Origin of the sequence: Rhizobium sp. NLR10b, assembly GCF_019685435.1 — a bacterium.
Classification (GTDB): Bacteria; Pseudomonadota; Alphaproteobacteria; order Rhizobiales; family Rhizobiaceae; genus Rhizobium.
This window is the reverse complement of sequence record NZ_JABDWV010000007.1, coordinates 159,763-174,983: the sequence shown is the minus strand read 5'-3', so window position 1 is coordinate 174,983 and position 15,221 is coordinate 159,763. Positions and strand designations below refer to the sequence as shown.

The window sequence follows — 15,221 nt, the reverse complement described above, 5'->3', positions numbered from 1 at the left end:
AGAGCCTGCGCTTCGAAGGCGAATTTCACCTGCTAGCATGTGTCGGCGGAGGAGCGGTGTGCCCATTATCTAATCAGTCTTGAAAGCGACTCATGATCGAATCGAGCACCCTGGTGAGGGGGCCGGCCTCGCCACGGCCATCTCAATTGGCCCCAATCGTGAAGGCGAAACTGCCAAAAATTGAAAAATTCAGAAAAAATGTTGGATCCCGCGTCGGCGGCAGGATTCCGGTCACATCCATCAGATTTTCCTAATCTTTTCAATAAGCGGATGTCGCTGTGGTTGCAGAAAGAATAATTCTCGGAAAGCGAGACATATATTTTGTCCCAATTTGGGCGAATCGAATTTCCGCAAATATTTCAAAATGTAACTTGGGAGTGATCCGGATATTGTGGCAGCAATATGGCTATGATTCTCAAGTACTTACTGTTTCGGTGCTGTTGCACCATTCAAAACCTCGCCCTATAAACCCCGCCGCAACACATGATTAACTACGAAATATTAGACAACGCTGAAGTTGAGGAACAAAACCATGACAACATACTACGTAGCTTCGAGCAGCAGCGGCGGCGGTAACGGCAGTGCCTCCTCTCCTTTTCGCACGATCAGTGAGGCGATGGCTTCGAACCTTAAGCCTGGCGACGAGGTCGTGGTGAAGGCGGGGACTTACAATGAGGCCATCAACATCGACAAGGACGGCTCGGCGGCAGGCGACATCACGCTGCGCTCGGAAGTGCCGGGCGGGGCGCTGATCCGGCCGCCCGCGGGCTCGTGGAACGCGATCAGCGTCAACGCCAACCACGTGGTCATCGACGGTTTTGACATCACCGGCGCCAACGGCGACGGGATCGAAGCAAACAATGTCCACCACGTCCAGATTCTCAATAATAAGGTCCACGGCAGCGGGGAGTCGGGCATCCAGTTCAACCAGTCGGACTTCATCCGCATTGAAGGCAACGAGACTTACAATAACGCTTCCACAGGCTGGTTCTCGGGCATCTCGATCTACCAGAACCGGAACATCACCGGCGACACCTCGACTGACGGCTACCGGACGATCGTGCGGAACAACATCTCGCACGACAACATCACGAAGTCGGGTGAGCACACCGATGGCAACGGCATCATCATTGACGATTTCCAGAGCACGCAGGCGAGCGGTAATCCGAACTACACATTCAAGACGCTGGTCGACAACAACCTCGTCTACGGGAACGGCGGCAAAGGTATCCAGGTTACCTGGAGCGACTCCGTCACCGTGAAGAACAACACCGCGTACCACAACAATCAAGACCCGGCGAACACCGGCACCTGGCGGGGCGAGCTCAGCAACTCGGCGTCGAGCAACAACACCTGGGTCAACAACATCGCCGTAGCCGACCCATCGCTGAACAAGAACAATACTGCGATCGATAATACGTCCACCGACGCCTACACCAACAAGAACGTCGTCTGGGCCAACAACATCACCTACAACGGCACGGCCGGACAGGCCTCAGTCAAAACCGATGGCGGCAATGCAATGCCCAGCTCGGCGGACGGCAACAAGCTCGGCGTCGACCCGAAGTTCCTTGGGGCCTCGAGCGACGACTTCCACCTCGGCTCCGGCTCGGCGGCGGTTGACAGCGGAACCAGCAAGTACGGGGTCAGCTCAGTCGATCTCGACGGCGACGCGCGCGTCGTCGGAACTGTCGATATGGGTGCCTACGAATCCGGCTCTGCCCCGGTATCGGGAACGCCAACCGCGCCGACCGCACCGACGCAACCAACAACGCCTACCACCGGTACGCCGACTACCGGGACGCCAACGACGGAAACGCCCACCACGGGAACGCCGACCACCGGGACGCCGACGACGGGAACGCCAACCACGCCGACTACGGAGACCCCAACCACGGGAACGCCGACCACGACGACGAAGCTATACACCGGTACCAACGGCAACGACATCATGCCACACACCGGTCAGTCCAACGGCGGCAACGAAACCTTCAAGGGGCTCGCCGGCAATGACCTGTTGAAGGGCGGCGCCGGCGCGGACGTGCTCGACGGCGGTAGCGGCAATGACACGGCCAGTTACGCGGGCTCCGACGCCGGGGTCCACGTCAGCTTGGCGACTTGGACCGCATCGGGCGGGCACGCCACCGGTGACAAGCTCGTCAGCATCGAAAACCTGATCGGCTCAAGCCATGACGACGTGCTGACCGGCGGCAATAACGGCGGCAACGTTCTCAATGGTGGGGCCGGCGCGGACAAGCTGAACGGCGGCGCCGGCGGGGACGTCATCATCGGCGGTGCCGGGAAGGACATGATGACCGGTGGCACCAGCTCGGATACGTTTGTCTTCAAAACAGCGACGGAAACCGGGTCGGGCTGGGACCGCGACGTCATCACCGACTTCCAGCACGGCGTCGATAAGATCGACCTCTCAGCGATAGATGCGAATGGCTCTGCGCTTGGCGATGCAGCCTTCCATTTCCAGGCGCAGGAGAATGCCTTGTTTGACAAGAAGGCTGGCGCGCTCGCCTGGCACTACGAGGACGACCATACCGTTGTTCAGGCCGACCTGAACGGCGACGGCGTTCATGACTTCGAGATTCAGCTGCAGGGCCACGTACAGGTGGGGGCAAGCGATTTTCTCCTGTAACTAATACCCGTTGTGGCGGTCGTTCGATCGCCGCAACAATCGGGCTGACAATCGGAAGTATGTCGACGGCGGAGTAAAAACCCGCCACGCGGCGCGCAAGCTTCGGCTACTTCAGCGCGTGGATGAGCAAGCCGGGAGGGCGGAGCCCGAGCGGCGATCCCATCCACGCGCTACATTTTTTTTACAGGTGTCAACCCGCCTTTCCGGTGCAGCTTTGCACGTGGCGAAAGCGGTCGCCGTTCATCTCGAGGACGTTGACTTGGCGGGTGATGCGGATCAGCAGAGCGCCCATTCGGCGCTCTGGGCTCTGTCCATTCGTCGAACGGAAGATTGCTGGTGATCAGGTGGCGCCTCTTCGAAGTTTTGCGAAATCAGAGTTCCGCGCCGGTCTAGCGTGTTGTCCTCCGCTTCCAGAGACAGTTGGCCGGGGGGCGGCCGTACGCCGGATTGGCCGGACGACCGTCCAAATGCAAGGGTCCAATGACCAAGCTCCTTCAGGCTGGTGATGGGACAGATTCAAGTCATTGAATTTGTGGCGACCTGCAGGAATGCGAATTGTCGAAAATTAATGATTTCAATGAAATCTGCTTATTTTGATGGGCGAATGAGCGCCTTTGATTCCATTATGCAATTTTGCCAAGCCCCTCGCGACAAACCGCTAAGCTTTCGTTCCGCTGTACACGATGATACCAATGAGAACGATGTTGCTATTGGAGTTCTAAGGTTAGGTGGCGGGACTGTTTAAATCATTGAAGAGAGTGCTGACTGGAAAGATAATCCGATAATCCGACAATCAGACGTTCAAATTATGAACGGCAGTTGCATTATGTCCTTGCGTATTAAACGCGATAGCGGAAGCGGCGGCGTCTATGTGGTGTTAGCCTCTAAAGCATCGGGCAACTATCAATATTACCCTTTCGATGCAGAAGAGTTCGACAGTTTCGTTGATGCTGCTATCGAGATCAAGAAAGCGTTACGGGCCGATGAATCGGCTGGTATCGGTCAGACCCAAGCCACCATCAAACCGTGACCCGAGAACACCGCTTACGGTGGTGCTATTAAGCCTCACACAATCCTTCTGAAATAGCATCGGCTAAACCATAGGGATACCGATTCCGCAGATGCTTGCAAACTCATCTCTGCGACTGTGCATACAGATAATTCTGACCCTAATGCTTTCCTTTCCAGGCGTGGCCGCCGCTACACCTCCATGTCGTGACGATACGTTTGCGAAGGCCAAGCTCGTGGTTGAGGCACGCGTGACATCGTTCTGGATCGGAGCGTCCGGCCTGCTGCTCGGTCCGGATTTTTCGGACCGAATGATACGGATCGATCTGGAGATTAAGAGGGTCATCAAAGGCACGTTCACCGGCAAGAAGGCGACATTGTATGGCTTTCCGTACCCCCCTCCGGATCGATTGCGGGAGCTTGGCACGATGGCTTTGATAGCTGGTCTGGGCGGCCAAGATACCTTTGAATGGGAACTTTCGGCCAACAAATTAGACGACGACGTGTCCTTCTATTCGTTGAACAATTGTAACTACTCCAAATTCCCCATCGACGTTTCACGGTAGCCGTAGCCATTCCATCAGCGCGCCGATCGGCAATGTCCGTTGGTATTTCCGTGTCGGCAAGGGAAGAGAACGCGCCTGAGGGGTGACTGGGGCTCGAAAGAATTCGTCGCCGACTACAAGCGGTGCATGGCCCAGGAAGACACCGAGCCGGAGCCTAGCCGGCACACCCTGCAGTGGCTCGTCGACAAATATCAGGAAAGTGCAGTATTCAAGGGACTAAAGCCGTCAACGCAGCGCGCCCGCGCCAACGTGCTGAAGGCAGTTTGCAAGACAGGCGGCAAGATGATCCTGTCAAAGATCGAGCGAGCCGCAATCGCAGCCGGCCGCGACCGCCGGGCCGATACCCCTTTTGCGGCGATCTCATACCTCAAGATCATGGGCTATCTTTTTGCTCTGCCGTTGATGCTGGCATTTTGAAGCATAACCCAGCCCGCGACGTGAAGATGCCGAAGGCGAAAACCGATGGCTTCAAGCCTTGGGAGGCAGCCGACGTCGAAAAGTTCTATGCCAGCCACCCCGAAGGCTCGCAGGCGCGGCTCGCCAGGGACATGCTGCTTTTCACCGGCCCTCGCCGGTCGGACATCTTCCAAATCGGCCCGCAACACATCAAGGGCGACGTGATCGAGTATCGCGTCGGCAAGAACGACGAGTGGGTTTATATCCCGATGCACCCGGATCTGAAGGCGGTGCTCGAGGTGACGAAAACTGATCACCTCGCTTACCTGGTCACGCCAGTTCACGGCCGGCCGTTCAGGAGCGCGGCCGCATTTGGGAACTGGTTCGGGGACATGTGCGCCGAGGCAGAAGTGGAAGGCCGGGCGCACGGCCTAGGAAAACGCTTGCCCAGCTGCTGGCAGAAAGCGGCAATAGCAACAGCGAACTGAGGCGCGATTTGGCTGGCGAAGCGATGCCATGGCCAACCACTACACGCGCAAGGCCGATAAAAAGAGGTTAGCTATTTCGGGCGCTGCGAAACTGAATGAGAACAGCCTAACCCCTCAATCTAAACTCAATGAGGGGTTTTTCGCCAGATTCAAGTGTAAAAACAGACACTTACGAAGTAGGTGGCGACCCCTGCAGGAATCGAACCTGCGACAACCTGCTTAGAAGGCAGGTGCTCTATCCAGCTGAGCTAAGGGGCCCACTGCCGGCCGCGCCCAAGAGGCGCGGCCGAATGCAGCATATGTGGACGAGAATTCTCAATGCGTCCAGGGTTGCGTGCGGGTATAGCGGAAATTATCCGGATAGGCCACCACCTGACGGGCCGGGTCCTTCGGCGCGATGACTCGGTATTCGATGCCGTTGCGCTGGGCGTAGGCTTCGGCGAGCGCCTGCGTTTCGAAGGTGAGTTTTACCTGCTGGCGCATATCGCCCGAGGACGTGTAGCCCATGATCGGATCGATCTTGCGCGGCGACTCCTGATCGAATTCAAGCACCCAGAGGTGGGTCTTGGCCTTGCCGGACTGCATGGCGGTCTTAGCAGGACGATAGATCTTGGCAGACATGACTGCGGCATCTCCGAATATGCGGGGGATAGCGCGCCCCGCCTTTCATGGTCTCAATCCCGTTGCCGGGCCTTTGCTTCGTCGTCAGCGACAACGCGAAGAGATGAATTTTGCTTATCCGCGAATCCCCGTTTTTTCAAGAAAAAAGCGGATCGCGACGCCGTAGCCACAGCCACACCGACGATGCGCCAATGTGTTGGGGAAGGCGGCTCAGCACATTCTTCCCTCATGTCGCTTTGCCATCCCAGTCAAAACTACAGGAATTCCGGGCAGTTGCGCAATATTACCAATTGTCTCATGTTGTGATCACAACCTGATTGCCGCAGCCAGCCACCGGCACTAGGTTGCGGCTCAATCGGTTTCAGTGGATTGCACGCATCATGAGACGTTCGGCAGAGTTCAATGCCATTATGATAGGAGCTGTCATCACCGCTTTCTTCTATGTCGTGATCAGCTATGCCCAATATATCGGCCTGATCGCCCGCGGTTGAGGCCGGTCGCTCTGAGTCCAATTCGCTCAACAGATAAATTGACGCCCGAACGAGATTTTCTCTTGCGTCCACAGGCCTGGTGAGAAATCTCAGGCCACGACTGGATTTATGGGTTGCGACGGTGAAGTGAACCGTGTATTCCCGCTGCCAATCACGGCACGGAGTGTAGCGCAGTCTGGTAGCGCATCTGGTTTGGGACCAGAGGGTCGGGAGTTCGAATCTCTCCACTCCGACCATTCAATATCCCAGCGAATTCCTTGATAGGCGCATCGTAGCTGGTGCGCTCGCGACTACGCGCCCGTCACTTCGCCTTCGTCGTCGTGGCGCTCACGATTCTGTCGCCTGGCTTGATTCCGAATTTGCCGACGATGCCGGCATTGAGTTCGACGACGTATTTCACCGGGCCCATCGAATCGATGATGTCGCGTGAATAGGGTTTTGCGTTTTCCTTGATGTGACGGATCGTGCCGGTGTCGTCGGCAAAGAGCATGTCGAGCGGCAGGATGGTGTTCTCCATCCACATGGCGACGCGCCGGGTTTGACCGAAGTCGAAAATCATGCCGGCGTCATCGGCCATTGACTTGCGAAACATCAGCCCGCGGGCGCGCTGATCGCCAGTGGCGGCGACCTCGACGGTGAAATGCAGCATCTTGCCCGCGGCTGTCTGGATGAGCAGCGGCTCCTTGTCGAACCGCATCTCCTCGTCGGCCAAAGCCGGCAGGGCGACCAAGAAAAAAAGCGCCATGACGGCGCTTCTGATCGCATGAAACAGGACGATGCCGCGCATTTCAGTGCGACCGGCTTGCCGGGCTCGGAACGTCGGGATGGATCTCTGCGGCCATCAGGCCCTTTTCGCCGTCGCCGAAGCGGACGAGGACGACCTGGCCAGGGCGCAACTCCGTCAGTCCAAAGCGGCGCAGCGTTTCCATGTGCACAAAAATGTCTTCGGTGCCCTCACCGCGCGTGAGGAAGCCGAAGCCCTTGGTGCGATTGAACCACTTGACGAGCGCGCGCTCGAGCCCGCTCGTCGCGGTGACCTGTACGTGGGTGCGCACCGGCGGCAGCTGCGAGGGATGAATGGCGGTCGACTGATCCATCGAAAGGATCTTGAAGGCCTGGTAGCCGCGCTCGCGACGCTGGATAAGGGCGACGATGCGCGTTCCCTCGAGGATCGTCTGGTAGCCGTCGCGGCGCAGGCAGGTCACGTGCAGGAGAACATCCTGCATGCCGTTATCAGGCACGATGAAGCCGAAGCCCTTGGCGACGTCGAACCACTTGACGACACCGGTGATTTCGACAAGATCGACCGCTTCTGACGACAGCTCGTCGACATCGGTGTATGCGTTCGATGAAATCCTATCAGCCATTATCGCCAGCCCCTCGAATACGCGTCACACTGTTACGGTTAACTGATTCTTGAAATCAAGATTAACATCTTGGTAACGGATAAGCGCAAGTCCTAGTTTTCGGTTATTCCCAGCTGCACATTTTATAAAGATGACTTGCCCGAAGCTGACCTCGGCTCGCCAAAAAGGCCAGCCCCTATAAAGGAGTAGATAGAATGCGTTATCTTCATACGATGGTTCGCGTCAAAGATCTGGACGCTTCGCTCGCCTTCTATACCAAGCTGTTCGGACTGGAGGAGATTCGCCGTCACGAAAACGAGAAGGGCCGCTTTACCCTGGTTTTCCTGGCCGCTCGCGACGATCTCGACCGTGCGCGCAGCGAAAAAGCCCCCTGCCTCGAGCTTACCTACAACTGGGATACGGAGGATTATAGCGGAGGACGCAATTTCGGCCACCTCGCCTATGAGGTGGATGATATTTACGCGATCTGCCAAAAGCTGATGGATAACGGCATTACCATCAACCGGCCGCCGCGCGACGGCAACATGGCCTTCGTGCGCTCGCCCGACGGCATTTCGATCGAAATTCTGCAGAAGGGAAGCCCGCTTCCGGCCGCCGAACCCTGGGCTTCGATGGGCAATACCGGCGCCTGGTAAGGGTTTTGGCCCCAAGGCTTTTGCGAAGCTTGCGGCTTTTGCGATTTCGGGTCCGACCGGCGCCTTGGCGCTTGCCGCGACCCGGCCCCTTAGGCAATCTCCCGATGACTCGAAGCGGAGGATGGCGATATTTCGCCGTTTTCCGCATCAACCGGAGACTGATTGCTTGCGTAATATTGAGACGCGGATGCCCATTACCGGCGCATTGCTGATCGCCACCTCGATGCTGGCGCTCTCGGGCTGCGTATCGAGCAAGAAGGCGCTCGATTCCGCCGCGGCCGTTCCGGCGGTTCCGGCGACGGCGGCCGCAGCGCCACAGCTTGGCGCAACGGCGCCCGTGAAATCTGCCCCGCGCTCAGTCAATTCCGACCCCCGGCTCGTCAATGTCTCCGGCGCCCAGGCCGCGCCACAGGTCGTGGCAGGGGATGCGAGTGCCGCCGTCCCGCCGGCCGATCCGGCAATGGCGGCGCCTGCCAATATAGGCGGGCTCGTCATGCAGTCGACACGGATCAACGCGCAGGCGATGAGTATCTTTTCGGATCACCAGCCGCCGCCGCAAAACAACAGCACGTCCACCGTCATTCAGCCGCAAGCCTATGCGCCGACGGACGGAGTGGCGCCCGCAAAAAGCAGCGTCTACAGCCAGCCGATCATCCCCTCACAGCCGGCAGCACCGGTGCTGCCGCAGCAATCGTCGGAAAATTCCGACACGAAGCCTGCACCCGTACAAACATCCTCGCTGGCGACAGGCGCTATCCCGGCCTCGACGACAAACGCGCTTTACAGCGCACCGAAGCAGAACCTGCTCGGCAGTCTTTCCGGCCTCCTGCACAAAGCCGCCCTGCCCGGCATGACGCGCGTTGCGCCGAACGGGCTGCACGTCCAGAACGATCATGTCGCGGTCGGCTGCTTCAAGCCGAACCTGCTGAAAGTGATCAAGACGGTCGAGAACCATTTCGGCCGGCCTGTCATCGTCACATCCGGCTATCGCGACGAAGAACATAACCGCCTCGTTGGCGGCGCCGACGAATCGATGCACAAGAGCTGTGAGGCGGCGGACATTCAGATCGACGGCGTATCCAAATGGGATATCGCCACTTATATCCGCTCCTTGCCCGATCGCGGCGGCGTTGGCACCTATTGCCACACCGACTCGGTCCACCTCGACACCGGCAAGACCCGCGACTGGAACTGGGGCTGCGGTGGCAAACGGGCACCGGTGACCACAGCAAGGGCGATCTGATATCGCAAGTCTGCCCCCTGACCTTACGTCAACTGAGTTTCATGCGCTTCTGGCAAGCTGCGCAAGCCGTTGATTCGACACAGGTAATCTCAAATGACTCCGCCGCGAAAATATCTGTCATTTTTTTGAAGAAAATCGAATTTGCCGCTTGCGGCATACGAAGGTGCTGATTATAAGGGCGCCACCACGAAGGAAGCGCCCTTCGTCTATCGGTTAGGACACCAGATTTTCATTCTGGGAAGAGGGGTTCGACTCCCCTAGGGCGTGCCACTTTCTCTCCATATAGAAGCCATCGCATCTGCTTGCAGAAGCCGGCGCACACGCCTATTTTAACGAGGCTGGCCTGCGCCCTTCGTCTATCGGTTAGGACGACAGATTCTCATTCTGTAAAGAGGGGTTCGACTCCCCTAGGGCGTACCATTGAGCTTGTGATTGTCGCCACCACCCGTCGGATCGATATTTCCAGCTATCAGGCCTCGCAGCGCCACGGTTTTCCACAGCCCAAAAAAATCGGCGAAAACTGTGATTTTTTCGCGCCTTGGCGCTTGCGGCTTTCGAAGCTGCTGACTATAAGGGCGCCACCACGAAGGAAGCGCCCTTCGTCTATCGGTTAGGACACCAGATTTTCATTCTGGGAAGAGGGGTTCGACTCCCCTAGGGCGTGCCACTCTACTTCCTTATATTCGCTCATCCGACAGCGTTTTTTCTCAACCATTCTATCTTGCCGGCGCCGCGTCGCAGATGCGCAGCTGAATGCGGCGTGCGCCTTGGTAATGTTCGGCGCCGAGCGAGCCTGCGACATGGAGGTTCGCGCCGCGTGAATTGATGAGAAGATCGCCGAGGCCGGTGTCGGCGGCGCGAAAGGCGATTCCATCGAGCCGCGAACCGTCCATCGCCTCCAGCGTCACCTTCACATGTTTCTCGCCGACAAGGCGCGCGTCTCGCACCCGATGCGCCGGTACGGCAAAGAGCGGCTGGGCGTGGCCGGAGCCATAGGGGCCAGCGGCTTCCAGACGGTCGATGAGTTCAAGCGTGGCGCCGCTCGCGCCGATCGCACCGTCTATCTTCAGCGTCTCGTTGGCGACGAGACTCGCCACCGTCCTTGCGGCCTTCTCGGTGAAGAAGGTCCTCAACCTGCCGAGATCGGCGCGCTCGACCGTCAGGCCAGCCGCCATGGCATGGCCGCCGCCCTTGACGAGGATGCCCTCCTCGACCGCAGCCCGCACCATCCTGCCCATGTCGAAACCATTGATGGAGCGGCCCGAGCCGGTGCCGCGGCCGGAAGGATCGAAAGCGATCGCGAAGGCGGGCCGCTTGAATTTCTCCTTCAGCCGCGCGGCGATAAGCCCGACGATGCCCGGATGCCACTTCTCATGGGCGGTGACGATGACGGAGGCGCCCTCGCCGTCGCCATATTCGGCAAGCGCCTCGGCTTCCGCCTCCTGCAGCATCATCGCCTCCATCGCCTGGCGTTCGCGATTGAGCTCATCGAGGCGCTGCGCGATCATTTCCGCCTCACCGGCATCATCGAGCGTCAGCAGGCGGCTTCCGAGTGCGGCGTCACCAATCCGTCCGCCGGCGTTGATACGCGGGCCGATCAGAAAGCCGAAATGATAAGGCGTCACGGGGCCCGCGAGCCCCGCCTTGCGGAAGAGCGCGGCAAGCCCGGCATTGCTCTGGTGCCGGGCAGCGACCAGCCCCTTCACCACATAGGCGCGGTTGAGGCCCTTCAGCGGCACGACATCGCAGACCGTCGCCAACGCCACGATATCAAGCCATTGCAGCAGGTCGAGCGCCAGGATGCGTTTGTTGCCGGCCGCGCGCAGCAGCCGCAATGTCGCGACCAGCACCATGAAGACGACGCCGGCTGCGCAAAGATGCCCCTGCCCCGACAGATCGTCTTCACGGTTCGGATTGACGAGTGCATGGCAGGGCGGCAGTTCATGTGTCACCTGGTGGTGATCGATGACGACGACATCGATGTTGCGCGCGGCGGCGGCCGCAAGCGCCTCGTGACTGGTGGAGCCGCAATCGACGGTGACGATCAGTCGGGCGCCGTTGTCGATCAGCTGGTTGATCGCCGCCGGATTGGGGCCGTAACCTTCAAAGATGCGGTCGGGAATGTAAATGTTTGCCTTGACGCCGAAATGATTGAGAAAGCGGAACATCAGCGCCGAGGACGCGGCGCCGTCGACGTCGTAGTCGCCGAAAATCGCCACGCTCTCGCCGCGCTCGATCGCACGCACGAGGCGGGTTGCCGCCTTCTCGCAATCGGTCAGCGTGTGAGGATCAGGCATCAGGCTGCGGATCGTCGGATCGAGGAATTCGATCGCTTCGTCCACCGGAACGCCGCGTCCTGCGAGAACACGGGCGATCAGATCCGGCAGCCCATGAACCTGCGCCATGGCCAGCGCCCGGTTCTGGCCTGCCTGATCGAGTCTTGCAACCCAGCGATTGTCGAGCGCGGATTTCTCCACGCCGAGAAACGCGCGCTGTACCGGATCGACGAGATCTGCCATGCCCAACTCCGCTGACTTCATCTGTTCTTTCTACAGGAGCAGCGGAGATAACATAGCGATGGATTTGCAGACACGGATTTTTACCAGAAGATCAGCCAGACGATCACGGCGATGCCGCCGATCTGCACCAGCAGAACCGAAAACAGCGTCAGCAGGATAGCCCAGTTGCGGCCTTCCGTGTGTTCATCGTCAAGGGCCTCGTCATGGCTCTCGTCACGAATGTCAGGGATCACCGGCTTGAGGATGTCCGCAAACATATCAGGGCGGGCTGGCGGCACCTTGCTCGGGCTGCCATGCTCTTTTCCGGCGTGGCTGTCCTTGCTCATGAAATACTCCACGCCGACGACTCACCATCTATGGTTTTATTTATATCAATATTTCGGCATTTGGTAATATAACTTCCGCCAGGGAGACTGAACGAATCGAAAAGCCGCCCTGCCAGAGACGGAGCGGCTCATGTGCCCAGCAGAAATGCTTAAGCTTCTTCTTTCGGCCGTTCGATGCGAATCACCTGCGGCTCGCCGAAGAGATAACCTTCCGACTTTATCGAGGCGACCGCCTTGCGCACGGATTCCTCCATCGTCGCATGGGTGACGAGGATGATCGTCTGGTGATGCGATGGGGCCAGGTGCTGCGTGGAGCGCTGGACGATCGATTCGAGCGAGATGTGGTTTTCCGCCATGCGGGTGGCGACGCTTGCAAAGACGCCGGTGCGGTCGAGCACAGTCAGGCGGATGAAATATCCGCCCTCGTGGCTCTGCATCTGCGCCTTGCGGTAAGGCTCCAGCGCCTTTGCGGGATGGCCAAGCACCGGCACGCGCTGAGCGCCCGGCTGGCTCTTGGCGATATCGGCGATATCGCCGAGCACGGACGAAGCCGTCGCTTTGCCGCCAGCGCCAGGGCCGACCATCAGCAGTTCGCCGAGTACGTCGGATTCAATTGCCACCGCATTGGTGACGCCGTCGACCTGGGCGATGACCGAATCGACCGGCACCATGGTTGGATGCACACGCTGCTCGATGCCGGTCTCCGTGCGCTGGGCGACGCCGAGCAGCTTGATGCGATAACCGAGCTCGGCGGCGGCGTGGATGTCCTCGATCGAGATATTGGTGATGCCTTCGAGATAGATGTCGTCGGCCGCGATGCGATTGCCGAAGGCAAGCGTCGTCAGAATAGCGAGCTTGTGGGCGGTATCGTTGCCCTCGATGTCGAAGGCGGGGTCGGCTTCGGCATAACCCAGCCGCTGCGCCTCCTTGAGGCATTCGGCGAAGGAAAGCCCCTCCTTCTCCATCTTGGTCAGGATGTAATTGCAGGTGCCGTTCATGATGCCGTAGATGCGCGAGACGGCGTTGCCCGTCAGCGATTCGCGCAGCGCCTTGATGACGGGGATGCCACCGGCGACCGCCGCCTCGAAATTCAACAGCGAGCCCTTCTCTTCCGCGATCGTCGCAAGCTCGACGCCGTGATAGGCGAGCAGCGCCTTGTTGGCTGTCACCACATGGAGACCACGCTGAAGTGCGGCGCGCACCGAGACGTTGGCAGCCCCTTCGGCGCCGCCCATCAGCTCGACGAAGACGTCGATATCACCCTTTTCGGCCAGATCCTCGGGCCGATCGAACCAGGTGACGCCGGAAAGATCGACGCCTCGATCCCGCGTCTTGTCGCGCGCGGAAACTGCGGTGATCGTAATCGGACGCCCGCAGGTGACGGCAAGCTCATTGCTCTTCTGCTGAATGATGCGGACAAGCGAGGCGCCAACGGTGCCTAAGCCCGCAATGCCGATTTTGAGGGCATCTGCCATGGATCGATCCTGAAATGTCTTGTGGCGGCGGCCGAACGCGGCTGCCCAAGAGTTGGAATTAACGGTGGGCGTTGAGCGAGATGACGTTATGCATCGTCTCGTCTGCCGTCGACATGAACTTCTTGATGTTGCGCGCAGCCTGACGGATGCGGTGTTCATTCTCGACAAGCGCCAGACGGACATAGTCGTCGCCCATCTCGCCAAAGCCGATGCCCGGAGCAACGGCGACGTCGGCCTTCTCGACCAGCAGCTTGGAGAACTCAAGCGAACCGAGATGACGGAACTTTTCCGGGATCTTCGCCCAGGCGAACATGGTGGCTGCCGGGGGCGGCACGTCGAAGCCGGCCTTGCCGAAGCTTTCGACCATGACGTCGCGGCGGCGCTTATAGACGTTGCGAACTTCGGCAATGTCGGAGCCGTCGCCGTTCAGGGCATGCGTCGCCGCCACCTGAATCGGCGTGAAGGCGCCGTAATCGAGGTAGGATTTGACGCGGGTGAGCGCAGCGATCAGCCGCTCGTTGCCGACGGCAAAGCCCATGCGCCAGCCGGGCATGGAAAACGTCTTCGACATCGAGGTGAATTCGACCGTCACATCCATTGCGCCCGGCACTTCGAGAACCGACGGCGGCGGCGTGTCGTCGAAATAAATCTCCGAATAGGCAAGGTCGGACAGCACGATGATGTCGTGCTTCTTGGCGAAGGCGACGACGTCCTTGTAGAAATCGAGCGTCGCGACAAAGGCCGTCGGGTTCGAGGGATAGTTGAGGATCAGCGCCAGGGGCTTCGGGATCGAATGCCGGACAGCGCGCTCAAGCGGCGGAAAGAAGGTCTCGTCCGGCTCAACCGACATCGAGCGGATCACGCCACCGGCCATCAGGAAGCCGAAGGCGTGGATCGGATAGGTGGGATTCGGGCAAAGGATGACATCGCCGGGCGCGGTGATCGCCTGCGCCATATTGGCGAAGCCTTCCTTGGAGCCGAGGGTGGCGACCACCTGGGTATCCGGGTTGAGCTTGACCCCGAAACGGCGGGCATAATAGGCGGCCTGGGCACGGCGCAGGCCCGGTATGCCCTTGGACGAGGAGTAACGGTGCGTGCGCGGATCCTGTACGACCTCGCACAGCTTGTCGACGATCGCCTGGGGAGTCGGAAGGTCAGGGTTTCCCATGCCGAGATCGATGATATCGGCGCCGCCCGCTCGCGCGCTTGCTTTCAAACGGTTGACCTGTTCGAAAACATAAGGCGGCAAACGCCGGACTTTGTGAAACTCTTCCATTTCATTCCCCATGGAAAGGCGGCATTTTAAGCCGCGGTCGAAGTTCGTTCCGTCTTCCGGCGGCTGCGACACGAACTTCACAATCGCAGCGCCGTATTCATCAGACCCAAGCCAAGCGGCAAATCTTTGACGGAAAGGCCGCACAACCACGCATTATCGGGAA

General features: G+C 59.2%; 14 protein-coding genes and 5 tRNA genes. 11 read left to right on the top strand and 8 right to left on the bottom strand.

All coding sequences use genetic code 11. The annotated features are described in order from the left end of the window. Window positions 1–532 precede the first annotated feature (532 nt). The 5 genes from HJB91_RS13595 to HJB91_RS13570 all read left to right on the top strand — a co-directional run bounded on the left by HJB91_RS13595 (window position 533) and on the right by HJB91_RS13570 (window position 5,105). Window positions 533–2,647, top strand: coding sequence for a choice-of-anchor Q domain-containing protein (locus HJB91_RS13595; protein WP_221154978.1), 2,115 nt, complete (start codon window positions 533–535; stop codon window positions 2,645–2,647). An 826-nt stretch (window positions 2,648–3,473) separates the two neighbouring features. Further along, a complete protein-coding gene (locus tag HJB91_RS13585) occupies window positions 3,474–3,677 on the top strand; it encodes a hypothetical protein (protein ID WP_221154977.1) in 204 nt (67 codons plus the stop codon). 214 nt (window positions 3,678–3,891) lie between these two features. Next, entirely contained in the window at window positions 3,892–4,221 is a 330-nt protein-coding gene (locus HJB91_RS13580; RefSeq protein WP_311044445.1) for a hypothetical protein, read from the top strand. A gap of 126 nt (window positions 4,222–4,347) precedes the next feature. After that, window positions 4,348–4,638 carry a hypothetical protein gene (locus HJB91_RS13575; RefSeq protein WP_210631531.1) on the top strand — a complete coding sequence of 97 codons (291 nt, stop codon included), beginning with the start codon at window positions 4,348–4,350 and terminating at the stop codon, window positions 4,636–4,638. A gap of 26 nt (window positions 4,639–4,664) precedes the next feature. Beyond that, window positions 4,665–5,105, top strand: coding sequence for a hypothetical protein (locus tag HJB91_RS13570; protein ID WP_221154972.1), 441 nt, complete (start codon window positions 4,665–4,667; stop codon window positions 5,103–5,105). A 181-nt stretch (window positions 5,106–5,286) separates the two neighbouring features. On the opposite strand, the gene HJB91_RS13565 is transcribed toward HJB91_RS13570, so the two are convergent. Then, a tRNA-Arg gene (locus tag HJB91_RS13565) sits at window positions 5,287–5,363 on the bottom strand. 57 nt (window positions 5,364–5,420) lie between these two features. Further along, a complete protein-coding gene (locus HJB91_RS13560; protein WP_008526983.1) occupies window positions 5,421–5,726 on the bottom strand; it encodes an ETC complex I subunit in 306 nt (101 codons plus the stop codon). A 650-nt stretch (window positions 5,727–6,376) separates the two neighbouring features. On the opposite strand from HJB91_RS13560, the gene HJB91_RS13555 reads away from it, so the two are divergent. Next, window positions 6,377–6,453, top strand: a tRNA-Pro gene (locus HJB91_RS13555). 65 nt (window positions 6,454–6,518) lie between these two features. Here the strand turns inward: HJB91_RS13555 and HJB91_RS13550 are convergent. Next, the gene (locus tag HJB91_RS13550; protein ID WP_210631533.1) at window positions 6,519–7,004 is read right to left on the bottom strand and encodes a DUF192 domain-containing protein; all 486 of its coding nucleotides are present in this window, start codon (window positions 7,002–7,004) and stop codon (window positions 6,519–6,521) included. Window position 7,005: 1 nt separating this feature from the next. Continuing rightward, window positions 7,006–7,584, bottom strand: coding sequence for a cold-shock protein (locus HJB91_RS13545; protein ID WP_210631534.1), 579 nt, complete (start codon window positions 7,582–7,584; stop codon window positions 7,006–7,008). Between the two features lie 194 nt (window positions 7,585–7,778). On the opposite strand from HJB91_RS13545, the gene gloA reads away from it, so the two are divergent. The 5 genes from gloA to HJB91_RS13520 all read left to right on the top strand — a co-directional run bounded on the left by gloA (window position 7,779) and on the right by HJB91_RS13520 (window position 10,129). Further along, window positions 7,779–8,219, top strand: coding sequence for a lactoylglutathione lyase (gene gloA / locus HJB91_RS13540; RefSeq protein WP_221154970.1), 441 nt, complete (start codon window positions 7,779–7,781; stop codon window positions 8,217–8,219). A gap of 187 nt (window positions 8,220–8,406) precedes the next feature. Continuing rightward, window positions 8,407–9,462 carry a YcbK family protein gene (locus tag HJB91_RS13535; RefSeq protein ID WP_405047656.1) on the top strand — a complete coding sequence of 352 codons (1,056 nt, stop codon included), beginning with the start codon at window positions 8,407–8,409 and terminating at the stop codon, window positions 9,460–9,462. A 195-nt stretch (window positions 9,463–9,657) separates the two neighbouring features. Beyond that, window positions 9,658–9,732 (top strand) — tRNA-Glu (locus HJB91_RS13530). A 75-nt stretch (window positions 9,733–9,807) separates the two neighbouring features. After that, window positions 9,808–9,882, top strand: a tRNA-Glu gene (locus HJB91_RS13525). Window positions 9,883–10,054: 172 nt separating this feature from the next. Next, window positions 10,055–10,129, top strand: a tRNA-Glu gene (locus HJB91_RS13520). Window positions 10,130–10,178: 49 nt separating this feature from the next. On the opposite strand, the gene recJ is transcribed toward HJB91_RS13520, so the two are convergent. The 4 genes from recJ to HJB91_RS13500 form a co-directional block, all read right to left on the bottom strand. Beyond that, entirely contained in the window at window positions 10,179–11,981 is a 1,803-nt protein-coding gene (gene recJ / locus HJB91_RS13515) for a single-stranded-DNA-specific exonuclease RecJ (protein ID WP_221146555.1), read from the bottom strand. Window positions 11,982–12,061: 80 nt separating this feature from the next. After that, a complete protein-coding gene (locus HJB91_RS13510) occupies window positions 12,062–12,307 on the bottom strand; it encodes a hypothetical protein (RefSeq protein WP_210631537.1) in 246 nt (81 codons plus the stop codon). A gap of 149 nt (window positions 12,308–12,456) precedes the next feature. After that, window positions 12,457–13,782: a homoserine dehydrogenase gene (locus HJB91_RS13505; RefSeq protein ID WP_221154969.1), complete on the bottom strand. Its 1,326-nt coding sequence runs from the start codon at window positions 13,780–13,782 to the stop codon at window positions 12,457–12,459. Between the two features lie 58 nt (window positions 13,783–13,840). Continuing rightward, the gene (locus HJB91_RS13500; protein WP_221154967.1) at window positions 13,841–15,058 is read right to left on the bottom strand and encodes an LL-diaminopimelate aminotransferase; all 1,218 of its coding nucleotides are present in this window, start codon (window positions 15,056–15,058) and stop codon (window positions 13,841–13,843) included. Window positions 15,059–15,221 lie beyond the last annotated feature (163 nt).